The organism is Silvimonas sp. JCM 19000, from assembly GCF_054652575.1.
Genome location: NZ_BAAIHC010000001.1, coordinates 311,220 through 334,209, shown reverse-complemented (window position 1 = coordinate 334,209; position 22,990 = coordinate 311,220). Strand labels below are relative to the sequence as shown.

The window sequence follows — 22,990 nt, the reverse complement described above, 5'->3', positions numbered from 1 at the left end:
ACGCCCAGCGGGCCGTCCCGCGTGGGTGGAATACTTGGGCCAGCGGCGCGATCAGGCCGCGCCCGCCTCAATCCCAGATCAACAGCCGCACCGGCGTCGGGTTCCAGCCATTGCAGGGGTTGTTTAATTGCGGGCAGTTGGAGATCAGCACCCACACGTCCATCTCGGCGCGCATCTCCACATATTTGCCGGGGCCGGACACGCCATCGTCAAACTTCAGATCGCCCGTGTCCGTTACCGGCACATTCATAAAGAAATTCACATTGGGCACCAGATCGCGTTTGCTGATGCCGACGTCGGCGTGCTGGATGGCCAGCAGATAATTGTCGCGACACGAATGCATATATTTCTTTTGCAAGGCGTAGCGCACGGTATTGCTCTCGGCCGCGCAGGCGCCGCCCAGGGTGTCATGGCGGCCACAGGTATCGGCCACGATGGTGAGCATCGCGTTGCCATCGTTGCTGACCAGCACGCTATCGGTGGTCAGATAAATGCCGCCTTGCTGCAACATGGTTTGCGTGGCGCTGTAGTGCTCGCCGATATCGTGCTGGTTATAGAAGATGACATCGGCCGCCTGATTGCCTTGCAGATCTTCGATGCGCAGGGTCTGGCCCTGTTTGACGGCGTGCAGCCACGGCTCGCCCGCAGGTTGATAGCGGTCGAGTACGGCGTGCGCGGGATTAAGCGCGCTGGTTTTGAGGCGGATGGCCGTTGCGGTCATGACGATTTCCTCACATCAAATACAGTTGGTCGGCGTTATGGATGGCACGCGCGTTCTCGGGGCGGAATTGGCGGCAGTAGTCATCAGCCGCTGCGGTCCCGGAACGCCAGGCGGCCAGGCCGATCTTGCCCGGCGCGTAGTCGGAGCGCGGGTCCAGCGGATGCGGCGCGCTGCTATAGGCAATCAGCGTGTCCATATCAAAGCGCAACTCGACGTAATCACCGGGTTGAGCGTGGTCAGGTACAAAGGCAAAGCGGCCTTCGTCATCCACCGTGATCTTGCTGAACAGATTGACCGGCGCGGTCAGATCGCGTTTGCCCAGGCCGTATTTGCCGATCTCGATCAGCAAGCCATCGCGGCCATTGCGGTACATGGCGTTGCGCGCCGTCTCAAAATTGCGCTCGCCGTATTTGCGCGCCAGCGTCGGCGCATCCAGCAGCGCACCCAGCGGATCGTGCCAACCCAGGGTATCGGCGGTGAATGACGCCAGCGAGCGACCCATATCGCTCATCAAGACATGGCCGCGCGTGTAATGCGCGGTGTGCTGCGCTTTCAGGCTGTCGGGCATGCTGTAGCGCTCCAGTTTTTCACGCGCGGAAAACAGCATCAGCGATAAATTGACGCCCGCATCCAGCGCCACCAGACGCAGCGTGCTGCCGCGCGGCATCAGCGCGGACCAATGCGCGCCGCCGGGCAGGATGTCGGACCAGAGGATGCGGTCGGCGGCCAGATCCGGCGCAAAGCGTTTCCAGAATTCGGGCGTATCCACTGGCGCGTGTGCAGGTGGATTGTCGAGGCTTGCGGCAAAGTCGGTCATGGGAATGGCTCCTTCTAATCGTGCAACGCGGCCAGACCGGACAGCTTCTGCAGCTGTTCCAGATCGGTTTTCATGCCTGCGGTGTCACGGATGCGGTTGAGGATTTCGCGCTTGAGGCCGGTAAATTCCGGCGCCAGTTTCATGTCCTGATCGCGCGCGGCGGGCAGCGGCACCGGGTAGATGGTGTCGATGCGGCCAGGGCGTGGCGCCATCAGCACCACGCGGTCGCCCAGATAAATGGCTTCTTCAACATCGTGAGTAACAAAAACGATGGTGACTTGCTCCAGCCGCCGCACGTGGCAGATCAGGTCGTGCATCACTTCACGCGTTTGCGCATCGAGCGCGCCAAACGGCTCATCCATCAGCAATACGCGCGGCTTGCTCATCAAGGCCCGGGCGATGGCCACACGCTGCTGCATGCCGCCCGACAATTGCGCCGGATATTTATGCGCGGCGGCGGTCAGGCCCATCAGGCTGAGCAAGGCATCGGCGCGACCACTGGCGCGTTCCACATCGACCGAAGTACGGTCTTGCTGGTTGACGGCCAGCTGGCGACTGAACTTGATGTTGTCCAGCACGGTAAGCCACGGGTACAGGCTGTAATGCTGAAACACCATAGCCCGATCCGCGCCCGGGCCCGTCACCGGCGCGCCGTCGAGCAACACCTGGCCGCTGCTTTGCGTTTCCAGCCCGCCGATAATGCGCAACAACGTGGATTTGCCGCAGCCCGAAGCGCCGACAAAGGTGATGAATTCGTTGTCGGCCACGTCCAGGCTGGCGTGTTGCAACGCCTGCACGGCTTGCGCGCCGTGGCCGAATTGCTTGTTGACGTCGCGAATGGCGATTTTTGGGGTCATCCTGGTGGCTCCTTGTTAGTGCCGTGCCAGCCACGGAAAGGCTTTGCGATGTAGCAGGCGGAACAGTTGATCGATGACCAGACCCATCGCGCCGATCAGCAAAATGCCGGCGAAGATCTTGTCGGTCTGCAAAAAACGCTGCGCCTTGAGGATGGCAAAGCCGACGCCCGAATTAGCAGCCACCAGTTCGGCCACCACCAGATAAGTCCAGGCCCAGCCCATGGTGATGCGCAGCGTATCCAGCAAGGCGGGTCGCGCCGACGGCACGATCACCAGCTTGATGATCTCGCCGCGCGTGGCGCCCATGGTTTGCGCGGCTTCGATCTGCATGGCGGGTACGCGGCGTACGTCTTCCGCCACCATCAACACCATCTGGAAAAACGTGCCGATAAAGATGACGGCCACTTTGGCGCCCTCATCGATGCCCACCCACAGCATGACCAAGGGCACAAAGGCCACCGCTGGCATGTAGCGGATAAAGTCGGTGAGCGGCTCCAGCAAGGCCTGCACCGGGCGGAAGGTGCCGATCAACAAACCCAGCGGCAAAGCCACCACCACCGACAAGGCCCAGCCGGCAATGACGCGATAGCCGCTGATGGCCATATCGCCGCCCAGGTTGTCTTCGCTCCACCATTGCACCAGCCGTTGCAGCACCGTATACGGGCCCGGCAAAAACACCGGTGACACCAGCTGGCTGGCCGACAGCGCCCACCAGATCAACAAAGGCAACAGCAAGCCCGCCAACGCAATCGCCAGATAAGCGCGCGTCGACAGTTCGCCACGGATGGCCCAGACACTGCGCCGCGGTGGCGCGCTGCTGACGGGCACGATAAGTTCAGGTGCGGACATGCGATTCTCCGGCGGGGTTGGCGGACGGGTCGGGCTGGATGGATTGGACCGACTTATTTGCTTGCGTCCTGGATCAGCGAACCATCCAGACCCTTGGCCACATCGGGCTTGCCTTCGACCAGCTTGTTATCCAGCAAGAAGCGATTGATGGTCGGCGCAACAGCGCTGAGCGAGGTCGCGCTTTTCGGGTTGAAGGCGTCCGCATTGTCCTTGGCATTAAAGAATCGCGTGCCCGGCAAGAATGCTTTGTATTCATCCGGTTTAAGGCTGACCACCTTGCTCATGATTTTGGCGGCGTCATCCGGATGGGTGGCGATAAAGGCTTGCGCGTCGTACCAGGCCTTGATCATACCGACCAGATCTTTGCGCTTGGTCTGGATGGCTTTGTCTTGCGCCACCAGCAAATCGGGGATCAAGCCGGGCATATCGCGCGAGGTGAACAGCGCATGGCCTTTGCCGGAAGTCTGGATGGTGTTGACCCACGGATTCCACACCACGGCGGCATCGACCCGACCGGCCATAAAGGCGGCGGCGGCGTCACCGGCGGCCAGATTGGTCACCTTGACGTCTTTCAGCGTCATGCCGTGTTTTTCCAGCGCGTTGACCAGCACGAAATGCGAAATGCTGTATTGCTCCAAGGCGATGGTTTTGCCTTTGAGGTCGGCAAAGTTCTTGATTTTGGGGCCCACCATCAGGGCGTCGTTGCCGGCCGAGTTGTCATTGACCAGCACCGCCTTGACCGGCACGCCCTTGGCCAGGGGCGCCATGGTGTCGGACCAGGTTTGCGAATTGGCATCCAGTTGCCCGCTGCTCAGTGCAGCGATCGAATCGGTGTAATTGGCAAACCACACCAGCTTGACGTCAGCACCGTACTTTTTGAAATAGCCATTCTGATCGGCCACATACCAGGCCACCCAACCCGGCCAGTCCGACACGCCTACTTTGACTTCAGCACGCGCCAGCGGCGACCACGCGGACAAAGCAGTCAGCGCCACAGCGGTGACAAGGGCAGCACTACGACGACAGAACAGCGATGCAGCAGATGAACGAACAGACATGGCATTGCTCCTGAGGGTGGGAATCCGGGCACGAGAGGCGGGCAGCCCTTGTACTGCATTGCAGTAACAAGCTGTCGCGACCTCCCGGGCTTTTGTCCCGCCGTGGAGCTGCCAATGGATGGCGGCCGGAACGCTCTCGGACCAGACATTGCATGCGCGTCAGTGACGGATGCAACCGGAACCCTAGCTTTCCTGAAAGACGATGCGACACAGGCCGCACCCCTCGTGCTGTCTACTAGAGCAAAAGCAATGCCAGGCATGTATACAAGATGCGTATTACTTGATGTTTTTACTTCAGAGGCATGATTTGGAAAGGTTTTTTCTGCGTGTGTCAGCGGCTGTCAGACAATACCCCGACGCCAGCCTCAATTAACCGCGCGTAACTCTGGTGCAAGATGCAGTTTTATGGGCCGCAATGGTGCAATGCACATAAACATATAATTAATAAGCAATATCTCGGGAGGAATTGAGGCGGAATGCGGCTTGCAGCGTCAGCGCGTTTAATTACCGGTGCAAGCGAGGATGACGTTCGTCGGATTCTGCCGTCAAAGTCGTGAAAAGCTTAATTTCGGCTTAAAAGGTATTTGCTTACAGATGATGTAGCACTTATTATTGCGTTGCGTCAGGACATTCCTTACGCAAACCGCAAAACATTTTCACCGACTTGCCAATTCGGAGACTTGCCAACATGCGTTCCTTTACTTCTTTTGCTGTCGCAGCCCTGCTCGCCGCTGGTGTTGCACAAGTAGCCCAAGCTGATGTCACCACCCCGTGGGGCTTTTTGACCCCGAACCACCCGAAAGTCGCACTGGGTAATGTGGACTCCGGCTCTTTCACCGACACCTACACCTTCAGCCTGGGTCAGGAATACACCCTCGGCACCTCGGCTGTGGTGCTGGATCTGGAAGGCGCCTATGACATCACCGACGCGTACGTAAGCCTGTACGCCGTTGCTGATCCGACCACTGCCCTGCTGACCTATGATTTCGATACCGCCAGCGGCGCTGCTACCTACTTCAAGAAGCTGACTTCTGGCGCTTACTTCTTTGAAGTGAAGGGCATTGGCGGCGACGACAACGGTGGTAACTACCTGTTCGACGTGAAGGTCAGCCCGGTACTGGGCGTGCCGGAACCCGAAACCTATGCCCTGATGGGTCTGGGCCTGGTTGCTCTGGTTGCTGCTCGCCGCAAAAAAATGGGTTCGCGCGACTAAGTCTGGCTGAGTCCTGAAATGCATGCCCCCGCTTAGGCGGGGGCATTTCTTTTTGTGAGCGAGCCACTGCGGCGCATCCATCTTGCGTCCCGGCGGTGCTCGCGATGCTCATGGGTGTGAGCGAGCCACTGCGGCGCATCCATCTTGCATCCCGGCGGTGCTCGCGATGCTCATGGGCGTTCAGCCCACTCCGCTCGCTGTGCTCCGGCGGTATGCAAGCTGAATACACCGCAGCGGCTCGGAGGTTGGGGTTGAAAACCCACTGTTGATCCGATGGGTGCGATCAGCCCACTCCGCTCGCTTGTGCTCCGGCGGTATGCAAGCTGAATACACCGCAGCGGCTCGGAGGTTGGGGTTGAAAACCCACTGTTGATCCGTGGGCGGGTTCTCTCGCGCGCTTCGGCGGCTTGCTAGCTGAATGCACCGTGGCGGCCTGGATGCGGGGATGGGAAACCCGGTGTTGATCGGGTATTGCCTGGTCGGCCGGCGCCATGGCGACGCTCGAGCGGGTGGGCGAGACGTTTATTCGTCGGCGGGGATGACCAGGTTGCCCAGTTCTTGCAGCGGCGGCAAGGCGCTGAGGGCGTGGAGGCCCAGGTCATCCAGAAACTGGCGGGTGGTGGCCAGGAGTTCGGGGCGACCGGGGACTTCTTTGTGGCCGACGACATCCAGCCAGCCACGTTCTTTCAGCGTCTGGATGATCTGGCTGGAGACCGTCACGCCACGGATTTCTTCGATATCGCCCCGCGTAACCGGTTGGCGATAGGCAATGATGGCCAGCGTTTCCATAACCGCGCGCGAATAACGCGGGGGTTTTTCCGGGTTCAGTCGTTCCAGATACGGTTGCATTTCCAGCCTGGCGCGAAAACGCCAGCCCGTGGCCAGCTTGACCAGTTCAATGCCGCGCCCCGCCCAATCCTGCTGGATGGCATCAAGCAAACCATTCAGTAACAGCGCATTGGTCTCTTCGGCAAACAGACTTTTCAAGGCATGCAAGGACAGCGGCTCGTTGGCCACCAGCAAGGCGGTTTCCAGCACCTTTTGCATATGCGCGCGATCATATAGCGCCGATACCCCTTGATTATTCATCGCTCACTTCCTCGGCCGCCGCCGCGCCACCCTGAAACAAATCGGGCACGCTGGTCAGGCAAACATAAATCGGCGCAAAGCCTTCGTCCTGGCTAACGCGGATATATTTTTCTTTCACCAGTTCCAGCACCGCAATAAAGGTCACCACCAACAAAGGCACACCGCGCGTGGTATCGAACAGATCTTCAAAGCGGGCATACCGGCCGTCCTGCAATAGCTTAAGGATGTGAGTCATCTGCTCGCGCACCGATAACTCATCCGGTTGCACCTTGTGATGCTGATTGCGTTTGGCGCGTGCCAGGATATTAAGCCACGCGGTTTTGAGATCGACCGCGCTCACTTCGGGCAAACGCTCCGCCCGGTCTTTTTCAAACAAGACCGTCACCCACTGAAAATCGCGTCCGGCTTGTGGCAACTGATCCAGCTCATAGGCGGCCAGTTTGATTTGCTCGTATTCCAGCAACCGGCGGACCAGTTCCGCGCGCGGATCGTCAGCTTCGGCATCGGCGCTGGCGCTGGGCTTGGGCAGCAACAAGCGCGATTTGATTTCGATCAGCATGGCCGCCATCAGCAAGTATTCGGCGGCCAATTCCAGCCGGTCCACCTGCATGGCATTCACGTATTCCATATATTGCGCAGTTACGCGCGCCATCGGGATATCGAGAATATCGATGTTTTGCTTGCGGATTAAATACAGCAATAGATCGAGCGGCCCCTCAAACGAATCGAGCAGCACGCGCAAGGCATCAGGCGGGATATATAAATCGAGCGGTAATTCGGTAACGGCTTCACCAAACACCAAAGCCAGCGTCGGAGGCGCCAGCGCGGCGGCGGCATCGGTGCTGGCGGTGGCGACGGGCTCAGACATCATCAAACTCCGCAGCGTAAAGCACGGGGCCGGGCTGCAAGGCATCCAGCGCGCCCGGGGCCAGTGCGCTGATCATGAAATGTTCGGGCTGCGCCGCCCGGGCGCAAGTCAGACCAAATTGTGCAGCGGGCACACAGCCAAACCGTGAGTAATACGTAGGGTCGCCGATCACGACCACGCCATCAAAACGCGCATCGCGCAACATCGGCCACGCATATTCCACCAGTGCCGCGCCGATGCCATTCTGCTGCGCGTGCGGCGCCACCGCCAACGGTGCCAGCCCGACCAGGCGCGCCCCTTCCGGCGCACTGACCTGGGTAAACAAGACGTGGCCGACAATCTGTTCATCCAGCAAGGCCACCAGATTGCATACCGAATGGCCGGAACTGAGTAAAGCCGCCACCAGATCAGCCTCGGCGGCACGGCCGAAAGCCGCGCGCTCTACCGCAAGAATGGCGTCCAGATCTCGCGCAATCGCTGGCCGCACATAGGGTTCGGCCAGCCGCATGGAACCTTGATCGACTTTCAATCGTACGCAAGCCCCATCGCTTCGCGCACGTCGCGCATGGTTTCGCGCGCCAGTTCACGCGCGCGTTCACAGCCATCGGCCACCAGGTTGCGCACCAGGGTCGGGTCTTCGAGGAAAGGCTGGGCGCGTTCGAACATCGGTTTTTGTTCGGCCAGCACGCCGTCAATCACCGGCTGCTTGCACTGAATACAGCCGATACCGGCGGTGGTACAGCCTTCTACCACCCATTTGCGCGTGTCTTCCGTTGAATAAACCTGATGCAGCTGCCACACCGGGCATTTTTCCGGATCGCCCGGATCGGTGCGCCGGCCGCGCGCCGGGTCGGTGGGCATCTGCTTGATCTTGCGCGCCACCGTGTCGGCGTCTTCACGCAGGCTGATGGTGTTGCCATAGGACTTGGACATCTTGGCGCCATCGAGCCCGGGCATGCGCGAGGCCGCCGTCAGCAACGGCCGCGATTCCGGCAGAAACATCTTGCCGCCGCCTTCCAGAAAGCCGAACAAACGCTCGCGATCGCCGTGGCTCAGGTTCTGCGTATCGGCCAGCAAGGCACGCGCGGCGTCGAGCGCTTCTACATCGCCTTCTTGCTGAAAACGCGTGCGCAACTCTTCGTACAGCTTGCCCTTTTTGCCACCCATCTTCTTGATGGCGCCTTCGGCTTTTTCTTCAAAGCCGGCTTCTTTGCCAAATACGTGGTTAAAGCGACGCGCAATCTCACGCGTAATTTCCACGTGCGGCACCTGATCTTCACCCACCGGCACCAGTGTGCCGCGGTAGAGCAGGATGTCGGCCGCCTGCAACAGCGGGTAGCCAAGAAAGCCGTAGGTGCCCAGATCCTTGTTCGACAGCTTGTCGATCTGGTCCTTATAAGTGGGCACACGCTCCAGCCAGCTCAGCGGCGTAATCATCGACAACAGCAAATGCAGTTCAGCGTGTTCGGGTACGCGGCTCTGGATAAAGATGGTGGCCTGCGAGGGGTCAACGCCCGCCGCAATCCAGTCGATCACCATATCCCACACGCTTTTTTCGATGACCGAGACATCGTCATAAGCGGTGGTCAGCGCGTGCAGATCGGCCACCATAAACAGGCATTCGTATTCGCTTTGCAATTGCACCCAGTTCTTGAGCACACCGTGGTAATGACCCAGGTGCAGCTTGCCGGTGGGGCGCATGCCCGAGAGAACGCGGTCGGGAAACATGTTTTATTCCTTGCGACGAGGCGTCGTGTATTCGATTACAAAATCATTCGATGCAGAAGGCTGTAGAGCACGCCGATGATGGGTTGCATCACGCCGCCGAGCACGCCGGTGGCCAATAGCAAAATCACGATCCACATACCATAGGGTTCAATGCGCTCCACACTCATGGCGGACTTGCGCGGCAGTAGCGAAATCAGCATGCGCCCGCCATCCAGTGGCGGCACCGGAATCAGATTCAGCACCATCAACATCAGGTTAATCATGATGCCGGCCTGTGACATATACAGCAGCGGCAATTGCAGGCTGCTGCCATCCATCGCGCCGCCGAGCCTGAACAGCAAGCCCCAGCCGATGGCCATGATCAGGTTGGCGGCAGGCCCGGCGGCGGCCACCCAGAGCATGTCGCGCTTGGGATTGTTCAACTTGTCAAAGCGTACCGGCACCGGCTTGGCCCAACCAAACAGAAAGCCCCCGGGCAACATCAGGCAAATGAGCGGCAGCAGGATAGTGCCGACGGGATCAATATGCTTGAGCGGGTTCAGCGTCATGCGCCCCATCATGTAGGCGGTGGTATCGCCAAAGCGTTTGGCGATAAATGCATGCGCTGCTTCGTGCACCGTAATGGCAAACAAAACAGGCAGAGACCAGACACAAATCTTCTGGATCAGGTTCAAGTCCATCGAGGGGAGTTTCCCGGAGCATATTGCGCTGCATGATCGCACGGATCAGCGCAGCGACGAAAATCGGAATCGTGGGCCAGCAGCACGCCGGCCCACTCGGTACAAGCAGAAAGCGCGCCAGTGCTAGCCACCGAACAAGGCTGGATCACCCTTGCCGACACGGATGATTTCGGCCGCGCCATTGGACAAGTCGACCACGGTGGTGGGTTCAAGGCCGCAATAGCCGCCTTCAAGCACCAGATCGACATCGTGCTCCAGCCGGTCGCGGATTTCCCAGGCATCGGTGAGCGGGTCTTCATCACCGGGCAACAGCAAAGTGGAAGACAACAGCGGCTCACCCAGTTCTTCCAGCAAGGCCAATGCCACCGGATGCTGTGGCACGCGCAAACCGATGGTCTGCTTTTTGGGATGCCAGACCCGGCGCGGCGTTTCTTTGGTGGCTTGCAGAATAAAGGTGTAGCTGCCTGGTGTGGCCGCTTTCAGCGCGCGATAGGTGCTGTTGTCGACCTTGGCGTAGGTGCCGATCTGCGAGAGATCGCGACAGACCAAGGTGAAGTGATGTTTGTCGTCCAGACGCCGGATGTGGCGTATGCGATCCAGCGAGTCTTTGGACTCCAGGCTACAGCCGATGGCATAGCACGAGTCGGTGGGATAAACGATCACGCCGCCTTTACGGACGACATCCACCGCTTGCTTGATCAAGCGCGGCTGTGGGGTTTCGGGGTGTACTGAAAAGAATTGGGCCATACCCGCCTAAATAGGGTCAAAAACCGGGCGCATCAAGTCAGCTTGTGCGCCCTCTGCTTATGCAACTTCCGCTTCCAGCCAGTCTTGCCACACTGGTACGCAACCGATGGGCAGATCGGGATTCAACCCGGGTTCGCGCGCGCCTTCGCCGGTAGCGTGGTAATCGGTACCCGACGAGGCCAGCAGTTCAAATTCTTGCGCCAGGCGCCCGAAACGGCCGATCTCGGCGGCGCCATGACATCCGGACACCACTTCGATGCCCTCGCCCCCCAGCCGACGAAACTCGGACAGCAATACGCGCATGGTTTCGTTACCCATCTCATAGCGGCCCGGATGCGCCAGCACCGCTTTGCCGCCCGCTGCGCGCACCCATTCGATGGCTTCGTGCAGGCGCGCCCATTCGTGTTCTACATAGCCGGGTTTGCCGCGCACCATAAAGCGCTTGAAGACCGTTTTGGTGTCTTTGCAGGCGCCAATTTCTACCAGATAACGCGCAAAGTGCGTGCGGCTGATCATCTCGGGGTTGTCGGCATATTTGCGCGCGCCTTCGATCATATTGTCGAGGCCCACTTTCGCCAACGAGGCGCTCATGCGCTCGGCCCGTTCAGTACGGCCTGCGCGCACGCTGGCCAGGCCTTGTTGCAAAACGTCGTTGTGACGATCCACATTCAGCCCGAGCATATGCAGCGTGTGCTTGCCCCAGCTAACCGAGATTTCGACCCCGTTAATGAGCTTGAGCCCATGCAGTGTGGCCTCGGCATGCGCTTCGGTCAGGCCGCGCAAATCATCGTGGTCCGTCAGCGCAAACAGTTTGCAACCGCGCGCGGCCGCTTTGCGCACAACTTCGGCCGGCGGCAACAAGCCGTCGGAGACATTGGAATGGCAGTGCAGATCAACCGGTGTCATGCAGGAAATACGCCTGTAGAAAGATAACGGTCGCCCCGATCCGCAATGATCGAGACGATAACGGCGTTTTCGACCTCGGCCGACAACTTGAGTGCCGCCGCCAGCGCGCCGCCCGACGAGATGCCGGCAAAAATGCCTTCCTCGCGCGCCAGCCGCCGCGTGGTGTCTTCGGCTTCTTGCTGCGTCACTTCCATGACGCGATCAATCTTGTTCCAGTCGCAGATATCGGGCACGTATTCCTGCGGCCATTTGCGGATGCCTGGAATGGACGCACCGTCACAAGGTTGCACGCCGACGATCTGGATGGCGCTGTTCTTTTCTTTAAGAAAACGCTGCGTGCCCATGATGGTGCCGGTGGTGCCCATGCTGGAGACAAAATGGGTGATGCCGCCAGCGGTATCGCGCCAGATTTCCGGGCCGGTGCTTTGATAATGCGCGAGCGGATTATCGGGATTGGCAAACTGGTCCAGCATCAGGCCCTCACCCTGCGCGCTCATGGTCACGGCCAGATCACGCGCGGCTTCCATGCCATCGGTGAGGATGACTTCGGCGCCAAACGCTTTCATGGTCTGCACCCGTTCAATGCTGGAATTTTTCGGCATGATCAGTACCATGCGATAACCCATCATGGCGGCGGCCATAGCCAGCGCGATGCCGGTATTGCCCGAGGTGGCTTCAACCAGGGTATCGCCCGGCTTGATGTCGCCACGCGCTTCGGCCTGGCGGATCATCGACAAGGCCGGCCGGTCTTTGACCGAGCCTGCCGGATTGTTACCTTCGAGTTTGACCAGCACGATATTGCTGGTGTCGCCAGGCAAGCGCTTTAGCCGCACCAGCGGCGTATTGCCGACGAAATCTTCGATGTATTTATACATGGGCACTCCAATGGAGCCCCGATTATAAGCCGGGAATACGCAAGATCGTATCGCCATGCAGTGCCGTGCGCGCCAGCCAGCTAGCCCCGCAGCTGCGTGACGGCCCCGCTCGGGTCTCAGGCGGCAGCAACGATAATCGGGCCCCACACCGCGAACAGCACGTTGGAGATGGCATAACACACGGTAAAGCCAATGACGGGCGTCTGGCTGCCGGATTGCTCGATAATGGCGTTCATCGACGCGGCCTCGGTCTGGGCGCCAGCAAGTGCGCCTAGCAAGATCATCGGATGTAGCCGCAGTACCCATTTGCCAAAATAAAACGCAACCACCGGCGGCACCAGCGTTACCACGACGCCAGCAATTACCAGAGAGATGCCATGCGCCTGAATGGCGACGATGGCTGGCGGCCCGGCCAGTAAACCGACCACGGCTGCAAAAGCGGTCAGACCGAACTCGGAAAACGCCCACTGGGCGGCCGGGGGCAAGGCGCCAAAGGCGGGATAGCGCGATTGCAACCAGCCCAGCACCAGCGCCACCACCAGGATGCCGCCACCTATCCCCAACTCGATGGGTACGTCGCCAACCCGTGCCGACAGCGCGCCCAGCAGCGACCCCAATACAATCCCGAAAGCATGCAATGCGATATCGCTCTTGTGCCGGGCGGAACGGACCTTGCCCAGGCGCGCGGCCAAGGTATCGACGCAGTCCGGCCGACCCGACAGATGCGCAATATCGCCGGGCCGTAACACGGTCTTGTTAAGCAGCGGCAAGTCATAGCCCTGGCGGGTAACGCGATCAAGAAATAGTCCGTGCCGCGACGACGGGCCAACCATAGCCCGGATTTGAGCGAGATTTTTGTGGGCAAATTCGCCGTGCCGCACCACGACTTCGACCGCGCGCGTCGGATAGGACATGGCCAATGGATGATCGATTTCTGGCCCCAGCAAGGCAGCGAGCTGCGCCGCGTACACGCGCTGGCAACCGATCCCGACAATATCCCCTTCCTGCAGCAGCAGATCCGGCTGGCGTTCATGCACGGCGCCAGCACGCACCACGCGTTCAATGCTGATCCACGGCAAATCGTGCTCGACTGCGGCGATGGTTCTGGCAATGGCAGTACCCGCAGCGGTAAGGACGTGCGCGCGGGTCACGATGCGGGTGTAAGGCGTCATGACGTCGTCGTGCCCCCCCTCGCCTTCAGCGAGTTTGGCTTCCAGCTCCCGGGCCGATTGCTTGAGATCCACGCCGAGCAACAGCGGCGCGATGGCGCTGACAAACAGAATCAGGCCTATCGTGCCGAATAGATAGGTAATGGCGTAGGCCACTGCCATATGGCTGTTGAGCTGACTCAGTTGTGCGCTGGTGATGGGTAAACCGTTCAGCGCGCTGGCAGCCGTACCCATCATCGCGGTATCGGTGAGCGCGCCCGCCCCCAGCCCAGCCGCAAAACCGGCATCAAAACCAAACCAATGGTTCATCAACAGTATGGTCAGCAAGCCCGTTACACAGAGCACAACCGAAAACACCACCAGTTTCAGCGTGCCGCGATTGAGGCTACCGAAGAATTCCGGGCCGCTTTTAAAGCCCACGGAATAGATGAAGAGTGCAAAGAAAACCGCCTTCAGCAAGGCAGGTACGGCAATGCCGATCTGCCCGATCAGCAACCCCATCAGCAAAGAACCTGCTACCGACCCGAGATGAAACTTGCCCCATCGCACATTACCTAGCCAGGTTCCCAGCGCAATCGCCAGAAAGATGCCCAGCTCGGGGTTGGCGCGAAACGTATGCAGGACAAAATCCATGACGACGGCGCCTTTTGTTTTTTTGCAGTCGCCGGGGCGACGGTTAACGCTTCATATAGGGTCGGGAGGCAGAGCACATGCTTTTCCGTATGCCACGGTGGCACGACTCGAGACGGCAAGCGTGCTGCGGAGATGCATGCTTCAACTTATTGATAAGACGAAATCCTGAAATGGCAACCTGCGTATGACGCCCGCATAGCGCAACGGGCCGGGCCCGGTTGCTCCGACTCCTCCTCCGATTGGCAGAAAAATCGTTCCCACGGCGCGCAACCACGCAGGCAAATCCTGTAAAACCAGAGTGCGCGGGCTGAACTCGGCATCGCTGACCCGCGGCACCGACGAGGATGGCGGGCGCGACCTGCAGCAGCCCCCCCCTACCACACCCCTGAAAAACTCGAATGAGCTTCCTATGGCCCAGCTGGTCGATTTCCCGATTGTTCTGTTTTTTGTAGCCGTAACGATCATGCTGGCATGCGCTTATGCCGGTACACGGATGCCAGGCAAGCAGGCCTTGCAGGACAAAGAAGTGCGCGATGATTTTGGCATCGTGCAGTCCGCATCGCTGACCTTGCTGGCCCTGGTCATCGGCTTCAGCCTGTCCATGGCCGTCGGCCGCTACGACCAGCGTAAGAACTACGAAGAGGAAGAGGCCAATGCCATCGGCACTGAATACCTGCGCGCGGATCTGCTACCGGCACCGCAAAACAAACAAATGCAAAGCGCGCTAAAACATTATCTTGCGCTACGCCTTGAGTTTTACGCGCCGCTGGACGCCGACCGCCGCGCGCAACTGAACGCAGAGGCCGGCGCAGCACAAAACGCCATCTGGCAAGTGGTGCGCGCAGGCGCCGCAGCCGCAACGCCCAACCCAGTGACGGCACTGGTGGTGGCGGGCGCTAATGACGTCATTAATGCGCAAGGCTACGCGCAAGCCGCCTGGTGGAACCGCATCCCGCATTCGGTTTGGCTGTTGCTGGGCTTGCTGGGTATCTTTTGCAACCTGCTGGTGGGTTACGGAATGCGCGGCCGCCGCCCGCCTTTGCGTTTTCTCGTCATCATGCCGTTGGTGGTGGCGCTGTCCTTTTTGCTGATCGCTGATATCGACAGCCCGCGCAAAGGCATCATCCGCGTGCAACCGCAAAACCTGCAGAGTCTGGCCAACACCCTGAAATAACCGTTGGCCCGCGCCGCCGCGGATTTTTGCGCTCAGAACATGGCGTAACGGGCAGCGACGGATTCGGGAACACTCAGGGTGAGGCCGTCGTGCACATCGAGTTCGAGTTCGGCGTAGTCATTGATCGCGCCGATCACGCCGCGTTCCGTCGACTGCAGGCCGCCGACCAAAACCACGCGGCAGCCAGCGGCCAGGGCGGATTCCATGCCGGCGGGGGCGTCTTCAAACACGATGCAATCGCGCGGGTGGATGCCGAGTTTTTCTGCGGCTTGCAGATAGGGTTCCGGCGACGGTTTGCCGCGGCTGACGGTCTCGGAGGTGACCACTGCGCGCGGCAATACCAGGCCGCAGGCTTCAAAGCGCGCATCCAGCACCGGGCGCGAGGCGGAGGTGACCACGGCCCAGTGTTCGTCCGGCACCCGAGCCAGAAAATGGCCCGCGTTCGGCACCAGCTTGATACCACCGCTGGTGTCGGTTTCGATCTCTTCCATCCATGCCACTTCAGTCGCGACATCAAGATGCGGCGCAACCATGCGTAGCGTGTCTTCGGTGCGCACGCCGTGGGTATAAGGGCGGATTTCTTCCAGATCAAAACCGCGCCGGGCGCACCACGCGGACCAGGTCCGGTCGACCAGCACATGGGAATCGATCAGGGTGCCATCCATATCAAACAAGAAGGCTAAAGCGTGGTGGCGCGGCATGATGCGTCCTGCAAACTGACTAGAGATAGCTGGAATATCGCGCACCGCCAGTCTTTCCGGGTTCGCTTATGGTGCAATTTTCTCTACAATCAGCTCACCCGGACCCCTAAGGTGTAACCCGTATGTTGACACGTGAAATGGTTGCATACAGCCACGGTCAGCGCTGGCATTACCAGCGGCTTGATGTGGAGCAGGTGCCATTTATATGGCACTACCATCCTGAATTCGAACTCACGCTCACACGTCGCGCGCGCGGCATGCGTTATGTGGGTGGCGATGTGGCGCCGTTTGGCGAGCTTGATCTGATGCTGGTGGGGCCCAACCAGGCGCATACCTGGCAAGCGCCGCGCCGCGCCGACGGCGCTTTGCATCAGGTGGAAGTGATCTTTTTTACCCGGGAATGGGTCGAGGAACTGGCGGCTGGCGCACTCCCCGAGATGACGGGTCTGGCGCAGTGGCTGCGGGGTGCGCAGAACGGGGTGGAATTCAGCCTGCCCTGCGCTGAAGGCATGACCGCCTTGTTTGATCGGCTCAAGAGCGCGCGCGGCCTGACCCGGCTGGGCTGCTTGCTGGAAATTCTGGATGGGCTACCGCGCGATCATGGCGCGCGTTTTCTGGCGGGGGCGCGTAATCCGGATGTGCTGGATCAACGCATCGAACTGGCGCTGGCGTGGTTGCATCAGCATTATCGCGAGCCGGTTACCCTGGCCGATCTGGCCACCGCCGCGCGCACCAGCGAGGCCACGCTGAAGCGGCTACTGCGCGAGCAGCTGCACGACAATATGTCGGGTTTGCTGGGCCAGTTGCGTATCGGGCATGCCTGCAATTTGCTGATCACCACCCATTTGCAGGTGCAACTGGTGGGCGAGCAAAGTGGCTTTCCCAGCCCCAGTCATTTCTACAAACAATTTGCGGCGGCCAAGGGTTTATCGCCGGGCGATTTTCGCCGGCGTTACCATTTGAGCCACCGCCAGAACGCCGCCCGCGACAATCTCGACACGCCCGGGCTGCGCTTTCGCTATCGCATCGGCGAGCCCACCACGCCTTGAAGTTACACGCCGGGCCAGCTTATTTGCGCAGCAATTCCTGCACATAACGCTGCACGCCTTCTTCCACCGTGAGGAAGGCTTCGTCATAGCCTGCTTCACGCAGCAAGGTCATATCGGCTTCGGTAAAGCTTTGATATTTGCCTTTGAGCGCATCGGGAAATTCGGTGTATTCCAGCAGCCCCTCGCCGATGGCATCGGCCAGGGTCAGCACGCTTTTGCCTTCGTCAGCGCGGCAGGTATTGATGACCGTCAGCGCCACATCATTAAACGGTTGCGCCTTGCCGGTGCCCACGTTGTAAACGCCGCAGACTTCGGAGTTCTCCAGAAACCACAGGTTGACCTTGACCACGTCTTCAACCGACACGAAGTCACGCGTGTGGCCGCCCGCCGGGTAGCCGCCGTATTCGCCAAACAATTTGACTTTGCCGGTAGCGCGGTACTGATTGAAATTGTGGAAGGCCACCGAGGCCATGCGTTCTTTATGTTGTTCGCGCGGACCGTACACATTGAAATAGCGAAAGCCGACCGCTTGCGCGCTGAGCTCATCCCACCGCTGACGCAGTACCTGGTCGAACAGCAACTTGGAATAGCCATACACGTTCAGCGGCGATTCACATTCCGGATCTTCATGAAAGCCGTTGCGACCCGCGCCATAGGTGGCTGCGCTGGAGGCATACAGAAACTGGATTTCTTCTGACTGGCACCATTCAAACAGCCCCAGCGTGTACTGATAGTTGTTGTCCATCATGTACTTGCCGTTGTGCTCCATGGTGTCGGAGCACGCGCCCTGATGCAGCACCGCACTGATCTGGCCGTCCCAGCGCCCACTGGCCAATTCGTCCAGAAAATCAGTCTTGTCGACGTAATGCGAAATCTGGCAATCGACCAGATTGCGGAATTTGTCGCCGCGCGTGAGGTTGTCCACCGCAATGATGTCGGTGTCGCCGCGCTCGTTGAGCGCGCGTATCAGGTTGGAGCCGATCATGCCGGCTGCGCCGGTCACAACGATAGTCATAGCGATTTTCCTTGCCGTTAAAGCACAGAGGCTGTGCCTGCGATGGCGCGATTGTCGCTAAAAGCCCGCAGCGCGGCAACGCCGCTGTGGCGGCCCGCCTGGCATAAAGCGCTTTTTGTGCGGTTGCCACCACCCCTTCTCCAATGACTGTCACCTACCGTTTGTCGCCGGAATGCCATCGACATAAAACTATACCTTGCATCACAAGGTACTGAATGACTACTATCCATTCCATCGTACTGTGCATTGCATGGTACTGAAAAGGAAACACCATGAAGATACAGCTCAAGAAAGGAACGCTCGACATGTGTGTGCTGGCTCTGCTGGCCCGCAAAGACAGCTACTCGTACGAAATCGCCAGCAATCTGGCGCAAGGCATGGATGTCAGTGAAGGCACGATCTATCCGCTGATGCGGCGGCTGCAGAACGAATCCTGGGTGAGCACTTACCTGGTCGAATCCAGCAGCGGCCCGGCACGCAAGTACTACCGGCTTACGCCGGATGGACATCGCGAGCTGGCCAGCATGCGGCAGGAATGGCGCGAATTTGTCACTGAAGTTGAGAGCGTCCTTGACGCCCAGACCACCGGTACAGCCACCGGTCTCGATGAGGAAGTACAAAAATGAACCAGAAATCTTTTCTCGACCAACTCGAACGCGGCCTGCAAGACCTGCCTCGCGACGCTATCAACGAAATCCTCTCGGATTACACCGAGTACTTTCATGACGCGCTGAGCGATGGCCGCAGCGAACAGGAAATTGCCGCTGCCCTCGGCGACCCACGCCGCCTGGCCCGCGAACTCAAAGTGCAAATGCATTACCGCACCTGGGAGCGCGATCGCAATGTCGCCAGTTTGATGCGCACCATCGGCGCCATCGCCGGTCTGGGCGTGCTTAATTTCATCCTGGCCGTGCCGTTCATGATTTATCTCTGCCTGCTGACCTGCTTTATGGCCGTGAGCGTGATCTGCTCGGTCACCGGTCTGGTCATGGTGTTGATGTGGGGTTCGCATACCGCCACCGGCTGGCCCAGCCTGCAAACCGCCAGCCTTGGGCCGGACGATGGTTATGTAAATGTCAGCGTGTTTGAGCCGGAAGACGATGGCGGCAACCCGACGGCGCGCGAGGCAGCGGATGCCCGCCGCAAGTCCATCGGTAGCGCAACCTCCGCCCTGCACTACCACATGCCCGATATCGGCGTGGAGCTGCGCGATGGCGATGAGCTGAAGCTGACCAGCCGCAAAGGCGAAGTGATTGCGCTCAAGAGCGAGCATGGCCATCTGACCCGCACCGATGGCGGCCAACTGGACGACAACGACAGCTACAGCATGCGTCGGCGCGAAATCAGCAAACTGAACGTGGTGACGGCAGACGGCGATACGGTCGAGATTGCCCGCGACAGCAAGACCGGCAGTATCGACTGGTACAACATGGATCATGCGGGCACCGCTTCGACCATCGTGGTTAGCAAACGCGCCGACGATACCGTGCGCCTGGTGATGGATGACGATGATGATGTGCACATCCTGACGCGTGCCAGCACGCCGAAGAAAGTGCTGGGCTTTGGTCTGGCCCTGCTGGTGGGCGGTGTACTGTGCTTTATGTTGTTGCTGTGGATGGTGCGTATTACCTGGCGCGGTTCGGTCAAGTTTGTGCGCTGGCAATTTGGCCGCATCCAGGACGCTCGCGCCGCCTGACGGCAAAAATACCTGGAAAGCGCGGTGAAAGGTCGCTGCGCGGCAGACCCCTCTAGCGGCATCATGGCGAGTGTTCCTACCGGAGTACCGCCATGAACCGTAATCTGATCCAGGCGGCCCGCGCTATCTACACCACCGGCGCTGGCGCCATCAAACGCAAACTGACCACGCGTAACCAGAGCGCCACGCAATCCAGCCCGCTTCCCCTCTACAAAGGCAGCGCGCCAGACACCACAGCCGCCCCTGGCGAAGCGCCCTATCTGCTGGTGGCCGCGGAACTCCCCGAACAAAGCACCGCGGACTGGTTAGCCGTGCTGGATGCCGAACAACGCGTCAGCACCGAAAGCCCGGGCGCCAGCGGCAACCATATCGCCCCCACCCCGGCCAGTGTTTACACCAACCCCGCGCCGGCACCGACGTCCTTTTCAACCTCAGGTTAAAGCGGCAAGCGCATGCCCGGTTGCGCGTTGGCATACCAGGCCATTAACGCCGTTGCCGCCACCTCGCCTTCTGCTGGCGTGCCCGGCAGGTAATCCGCCGGATCGATCGCCATATACGGCCCGTGTTTCACTTCAAAAATCACCCCACCCGCATCCAGCGACAGCACGGCATGCCATGTGCCTGCCGGCGTCTCCAATGTGGCCGTCCCGTCACCCAGCACCGCACGATCTATCACCACCCCGGCATCGTCAAAATGCAGCACCACAAATCGACCGCGCAAGGGGTAGAGCAATTCCCAGGTATGCGGGTGTCGATGCGGCCGCACATAGGTTGCCGGTTCCATTGCAATGGCCAGACGCTGGATCGGGTCCGCCAGTTCGGGATGCAGATTCAGATTGGCGCGCTGGCGGGGCGATGCCGCGGCCTGGGCGGCGAGTTGATCAATATCGGACTGGCTGATCTGTTTCATGGTCGACCTGAAAAGTGGATGCGATAAGCAATAAAAAACGGGCACATGATGCCCGTTTTTGATGGCCAGCGCCGCAGCGCAGCTTAATGTCTGGCCTCGGCGTTGGCGGGCTTGAAGTAACGATTACCCGGCGCCCACTGCCCGTGTTGCAACTTCTGCGACATATCCGCTTCTTGCCCGGCCTTGCGGTTGGCCATATCCAGCGCGCTGGATTCCGGCGCGGGCGTCTGGCGGATGCCGTCCGGCCCGGACTGTTTAGCGCCGGCGCTGCGGCGTCGCGCCGGGTTTTCCGGATGCGCCTTCATATAACGGCGCACTTTGGGTGCGTCATTGCCCAATTTGTCCGGGTCGAGTGTGTAGCCCTCGCCGCTATGCAAATGCAGACCATCAAGCACGCTGCTGATTTTCTGGCTCAGATCGAACTTGCCGATATCGCTCCAGACACTGGTTTGTTTTTTGCTCATGCGTCGCGGTTTGGCTGGTTTGGCCGTGGTCCAGGCCGTCTGGCGCGGGGCCACGTTGATGGCGCCTTCTGGCGTCTTGAGCGTGGTGCCGCCCGCATTCACCGTGTGGTATGTACCGGGCTCCAGCCCGGGCTGGCTGTTGTCGGTGACCACATCGACATCGTAATCGGTGCCGCGAATACCGATGGTGGCGGTCGGAGTCACCAGCTTGTAGCTGTCTTTATTCATGCGACCGATGGCGCCGGTAATCGAGCGCAACGCACCCTGCGTCAGCGTCAACCAACTGCGACCGTTTTTGGGATTATCGACGTCAAACACGTAGTCATCGATATGCAATTTCGCATTGGGGCGTAAGGTCAGGCTGGCGCCGTCCTGCATGCTCAGCACGGCCCAACTGTTGGGGCCGGCGCTCACGGTGTCGCCCTTGTCCACGGCATCACCCACCTTGACCGCCTGCGCAACGCCAGAGGCGTGCGCCAGCATGATCTGTCCGTTCATGGCAGCCACTTTGCCCGCTGCAGCAAAGGCTGCGGCGGGAGCCAGCAAGGTCAGGCCAAGCAAGACCAAACGTAATAGATTCCGGATCAGCACGGGCGCGCTCCGCGTAGCAAGGACATTATTATGATTCATTCCGTCAGTTAACTCGGCAGTGTGCCTCTTGGTACGCTGCCAACGCCATTCAGTTCCCACCCTGCGGTCGGCAGCGGGGGCCTTACGGCAGCGCCACTATATAAGAAATTACTGTTATCCACCCATCAGGGACGTTCCCATCAGCATTTTTCTTACGGCGTGTAGTCATTCCGGCAAGCCGTCTTTGCAGAGGACAGTGCCGCCACATAGAATGCGCCCATGTTTAAAGACCTGATTGCCTCGTTTTCCGATATTGCGTTTCTGCGCGATCTGTTTGCCTCGATCGCCTATATTGCCGCGCTGGTCACGGTGCGCTCGCTCATTGCCCGCGCCATCTTGCGTCGCGAAGACACCGCACCCGAAGCGCGCCGCCGCATGCTGGTCTATACGCGCAATCTGGGCCTGGTGTTGTTTGTGCTGGGCATGGTGGTGATCTGGGGGCATGAGATCGAAGCATTTGCGGTATCGCTGGTCGCGATTGCCGCCGCCATCGTGTTGGCCACCAAAGAAATGTTGATGTGCATACTGGGCTCGGTCTATCGCACCACCGGGCGTGTGTTTGATATTGGTGACCGCATCGAAATCGCCCAATTGCGCGGGCGGGTCATCGACATCACCCTGCTGTCGACCACGCTGATCGAATCCAGCGCCGCCGCGCCGCATAAGGGCACCGTCGGCCGGGTGATCGTGTTTCCCAATTCGCTGTTACTGTCCAACCCGGTTTTTAACGAAACCATGTTGGGCGCTTATGTATTACAGACCGTGCACGTGGCCATCAGCCGCGATCAGGACTGGCAGCGCGCCGAGACGGCTTTGCTGCAGGCGGCCAATAATGTCATCGCGGAATACGCCAGCGACCTGGCCGTGCATGTGCGCGAACTGGAACGGACCTATGCGCTGGAACCCACACCCACCGAGCCACGAGTACGGGTGGCGCTGGACGATAGAGAAGCCGTGATGCTGCAACTGCAGTTGCCGGTACCCTTGGGGCAACGTGCGCGGATCGAGCAAGTGGTACTGCATGAATACCTGAAAAGCGTGGCGGAACCTGCGTTGGCGCCTGACCTTGCTACCGCTGGTTAAGAATATTCATATAACTTTATGGCAAGAGACTTGCCCTTAGTCCGAATAAGCCGTATAG

General features: G+C 59.7%; 25 protein-coding genes and 1 riboswitch. Of the genes, 7 read left to right on the top strand and 18 right to left on the bottom strand.

Annotation, left to right across the window (positions count from 1 at the left end):
- Positions 1-67: 67 nt before the first annotated feature.
- Genes ACYQ1A_RS01490 through ACYQ1A_RS01470 form a run of 5 tightly spaced genes read right to left on the bottom strand, consistent with a single transcriptional unit; the run spans position 68 to position 4,302 of the window.
- Positions 68-721, bottom strand: a complete 654-nt coding sequence (locus ACYQ1A_RS01490; protein ID WP_062221617.1) for an urea amidolyase associated protein UAAP2 — start codon at positions 719-721, stop codon at positions 68-70.
- 10 nt (positions 722-731) lie between these two features.
- Positions 732-1,538: an urea amidolyase associated protein UAAP1 gene (locus ACYQ1A_RS01485; RefSeq protein WP_499359600.1), complete on the bottom strand. Its 807-nt coding sequence runs from the start codon at positions 1,536-1,538 to the stop codon at positions 732-734.
- Positions 1,539-1,552: 14 nt separating this feature from the next.
- Positions 1,553-2,395, bottom strand: coding sequence for an ABC transporter ATP-binding protein (locus ACYQ1A_RS01480; protein ID WP_499359598.1), 843 nt, complete (start codon positions 2,393-2,395; stop codon positions 1,553-1,555).
- Between the two features lie 15 nt (positions 2,396-2,410).
- Complete coding sequence (locus ACYQ1A_RS01475; protein ID WP_499359596.1) at positions 2,411-3,244, bottom strand: ABC transporter permease; 834 nt, start codon at positions 3,242-3,244, stop codon at positions 2,411-2,413.
- A gap of 53 nt (positions 3,245-3,297) precedes the next feature.
- Positions 3,298-4,302: an ABC transporter substrate-binding protein gene (locus ACYQ1A_RS01470; RefSeq protein ID WP_499359593.1), complete on the bottom strand. Its 1,005-nt coding sequence runs from the start codon at positions 4,300-4,302 to the stop codon at positions 3,298-3,300.
- A gap of 79 nt (positions 4,303-4,381) precedes the next feature.
- Positions 4,382-4,500, bottom strand: a riboswitch (guanidine-I (ykkC/yxkD leader).
- Between the two features lie 490 nt (positions 4,501-4,990).
- Between ACYQ1A_RS01470 and ACYQ1A_RS01465 the strand changes: the two genes are divergently transcribed.
- On the top strand, positions 4,991-5,515 hold the full coding sequence (locus ACYQ1A_RS01465) for an FxDxF family PEP-CTERM protein (RefSeq protein ID WP_499359591.1): 525 nt from the start codon (positions 4,991-4,993) through the stop codon (positions 5,513-5,515).
- A gap of 522 nt (positions 5,516-6,037) precedes the next feature.
- On the opposite strand, the gene scpB is transcribed toward ACYQ1A_RS01465, so the two are convergent.
- The 9 genes from scpB to aspT all read right to left on the bottom strand — a co-directional run bounded on the left by scpB (position 6,038) and on the right by aspT (position 14,210).
- Complete coding sequence (gene scpB / locus ACYQ1A_RS01460) at positions 6,038-6,604, bottom strand: SMC-Scp complex subunit ScpB (RefSeq protein ID WP_499359590.1); 567 nt, start codon at positions 6,602-6,604, stop codon at positions 6,038-6,040.
- Entirely contained in the window at positions 6,597-7,475 is an 879-nt protein-coding gene (locus ACYQ1A_RS01455; protein ID WP_499359588.1) for a segregation and condensation protein A, read from the bottom strand. Before ACYQ1A_RS01455 ends, scpB begins: the two co-directional genes overlap by 8 nt.
- Positions 7,465-8,001 carry a GNAT family N-acetyltransferase gene (locus ACYQ1A_RS01450; RefSeq protein WP_499359586.1) on the bottom strand — a complete coding sequence of 179 codons (537 nt, stop codon included), beginning with the start codon at positions 7,999-8,001 and terminating at the stop codon, positions 7,465-7,467. The genes ACYQ1A_RS01455 and ACYQ1A_RS01450 overlap by 11 nt, the downstream gene beginning before the upstream one ends.
- A complete protein-coding gene (locus ACYQ1A_RS01445; protein ID WP_499359584.1) occupies positions 7,998-9,200 on the bottom strand; it encodes a tryptophan--tRNA ligase in 1,203 nt (400 codons plus the stop codon). The genes ACYQ1A_RS01450 and ACYQ1A_RS01445 overlap by 4 nt, the downstream gene beginning before the upstream one ends.
- A gap of 35 nt (positions 9,201-9,235) precedes the next feature.
- Positions 9,236-9,880, bottom strand: coding sequence for a site-2 protease family protein (locus tag ACYQ1A_RS01440; protein ID WP_062221623.1), 645 nt, complete (start codon positions 9,878-9,880; stop codon positions 9,236-9,238).
- Between the two features lie 123 nt (positions 9,881-10,003).
- Positions 10,004-10,627 carry an L-threonylcarbamoyladenylate synthase gene (locus tag ACYQ1A_RS01435; RefSeq protein WP_499359581.1) on the bottom strand — a complete coding sequence of 208 codons (624 nt, stop codon included), beginning with the start codon at positions 10,625-10,627 and terminating at the stop codon, positions 10,004-10,006.
- 57 nt (positions 10,628-10,684) lie between these two features.
- On the bottom strand, positions 10,685-11,533 hold the full coding sequence (locus ACYQ1A_RS01430) for a 3',5'-nucleoside bisphosphate phosphatase (RefSeq protein WP_499359580.1): 849 nt from the start codon (positions 11,531-11,533) through the stop codon (positions 10,685-10,687).
- Positions 11,530-12,408, bottom strand: coding sequence for a cysteine synthase CysM (cysM, locus tag ACYQ1A_RS01425; protein WP_499359578.1), 879 nt, complete (start codon positions 12,406-12,408; stop codon positions 11,530-11,532). The genes ACYQ1A_RS01430 and cysM overlap by 4 nt, the downstream gene beginning before the upstream one ends.
- 116 nt (positions 12,409-12,524) lie before the next feature.
- The gene (gene aspT, locus ACYQ1A_RS01420) at positions 12,525-14,210 is read right to left on the bottom strand and encodes an aspartate-alanine antiporter (RefSeq protein WP_499359576.1); all 1,686 of its coding nucleotides are present in this window, start codon (positions 14,208-14,210) and stop codon (positions 12,525-12,527) included.
- 409 nt (positions 14,211-14,619) lie between these two features.
- Between aspT and ACYQ1A_RS01415 the strand changes: the two genes are divergently transcribed.
- Entirely contained in the window at positions 14,620-15,384 is a 765-nt protein-coding gene (locus ACYQ1A_RS01415; protein WP_499359575.1) for a bestrophin-like domain, read from the top strand.
- A 32-nt stretch (positions 15,385-15,416) separates the two neighbouring features.
- Here ACYQ1A_RS01415 and ACYQ1A_RS01410 read toward each other — a convergent pair whose 3' ends face one another.
- Complete coding sequence (locus ACYQ1A_RS01410; protein ID WP_499359573.1) at positions 15,417-16,085, bottom strand: HAD-IA family hydrolase; 669 nt, start codon at positions 16,083-16,085, stop codon at positions 15,417-15,419.
- A 122-nt stretch (positions 16,086-16,207) separates the two neighbouring features.
- Between ACYQ1A_RS01410 and ACYQ1A_RS01405 the strand changes: the two genes are divergently transcribed.
- Positions 16,208-17,134 carry a helix-turn-helix domain-containing protein gene (locus ACYQ1A_RS01405; protein WP_499359571.1) on the top strand — a complete coding sequence of 309 codons (927 nt, stop codon included), beginning with the start codon at positions 16,208-16,210 and terminating at the stop codon, positions 17,132-17,134.
- A 19-nt stretch (positions 17,135-17,153) separates the two neighbouring features.
- On the opposite strand, the gene rfaD is transcribed toward ACYQ1A_RS01405, so the two are convergent.
- On the bottom strand, positions 17,154-18,149 hold the full coding sequence (gene rfaD / locus ACYQ1A_RS01400; protein WP_499359569.1) for an ADP-glyceromanno-heptose 6-epimerase: 996 nt from the start codon (positions 18,147-18,149) through the stop codon (positions 17,154-17,156).
- A gap of 272 nt (positions 18,150-18,421) precedes the next feature.
- Here rfaD and ACYQ1A_RS01395 point away from each other — a divergent pair, with 272 nt between their 5' ends.
- The 3 genes from ACYQ1A_RS01395 to ACYQ1A_RS01385 all read left to right on the top strand — a co-directional run bounded on the left by ACYQ1A_RS01395 (position 18,422) and on the right by ACYQ1A_RS01385 (position 20,285).
- Positions 18,422-18,775: a PadR family transcriptional regulator gene (locus tag ACYQ1A_RS01395; protein ID WP_499359566.1), complete on the top strand. Its 354-nt coding sequence runs from the start codon at positions 18,422-18,424 to the stop codon at positions 18,773-18,775.
- Entirely contained in the window at positions 18,772-19,845 is a 1,074-nt protein-coding gene (locus tag ACYQ1A_RS01390; protein ID WP_062221635.1) for a DUF1700 domain-containing protein, read from the top strand. The genes ACYQ1A_RS01395 and ACYQ1A_RS01390 overlap by 4 nt, the downstream gene beginning before the upstream one ends.
- 92 nt (positions 19,846-19,937) lie before the next feature.
- Positions 19,938-20,285: a hypothetical protein gene (locus tag ACYQ1A_RS01385; protein ID WP_062221637.1), complete on the top strand. Its 348-nt coding sequence runs from the start codon at positions 19,938-19,940 to the stop codon at positions 20,283-20,285.
- On the opposite strand, the gene ACYQ1A_RS01380 is transcribed toward ACYQ1A_RS01385, so the two are convergent.
- Both ACYQ1A_RS01380 and ACYQ1A_RS01375 read right to left on the bottom strand, forming a co-directional pair.
- The gene (locus ACYQ1A_RS01380) at positions 20,282-20,755 is read right to left on the bottom strand and encodes a WbuC family cupin fold metalloprotein (RefSeq protein ID WP_499359563.1); all 474 of its coding nucleotides are present in this window, start codon (positions 20,753-20,755) and stop codon (positions 20,282-20,284) included. The genes ACYQ1A_RS01385 and ACYQ1A_RS01380 overlap by 4 nt on opposite strands.
- Before the next feature lie 83 nt (positions 20,756-20,838).
- A complete protein-coding gene (locus ACYQ1A_RS01375) occupies positions 20,839-21,810 on the bottom strand; it encodes a FecR family protein (RefSeq protein WP_499359560.1) in 972 nt (323 codons plus the stop codon).
- Positions 21,811-22,068: 258 nt separating this feature from the next.
- On the opposite strand from ACYQ1A_RS01375, the gene ACYQ1A_RS01370 reads away from it, so the two are divergent.
- Positions 22,069-22,932, top strand: a complete 864-nt coding sequence (locus ACYQ1A_RS01370) for a mechanosensitive ion channel domain-containing protein (RefSeq protein ID WP_499359558.1) — start codon at positions 22,069-22,071, stop codon at positions 22,930-22,932.
- Positions 22,933-22,990 lie beyond the last annotated feature (58 nt).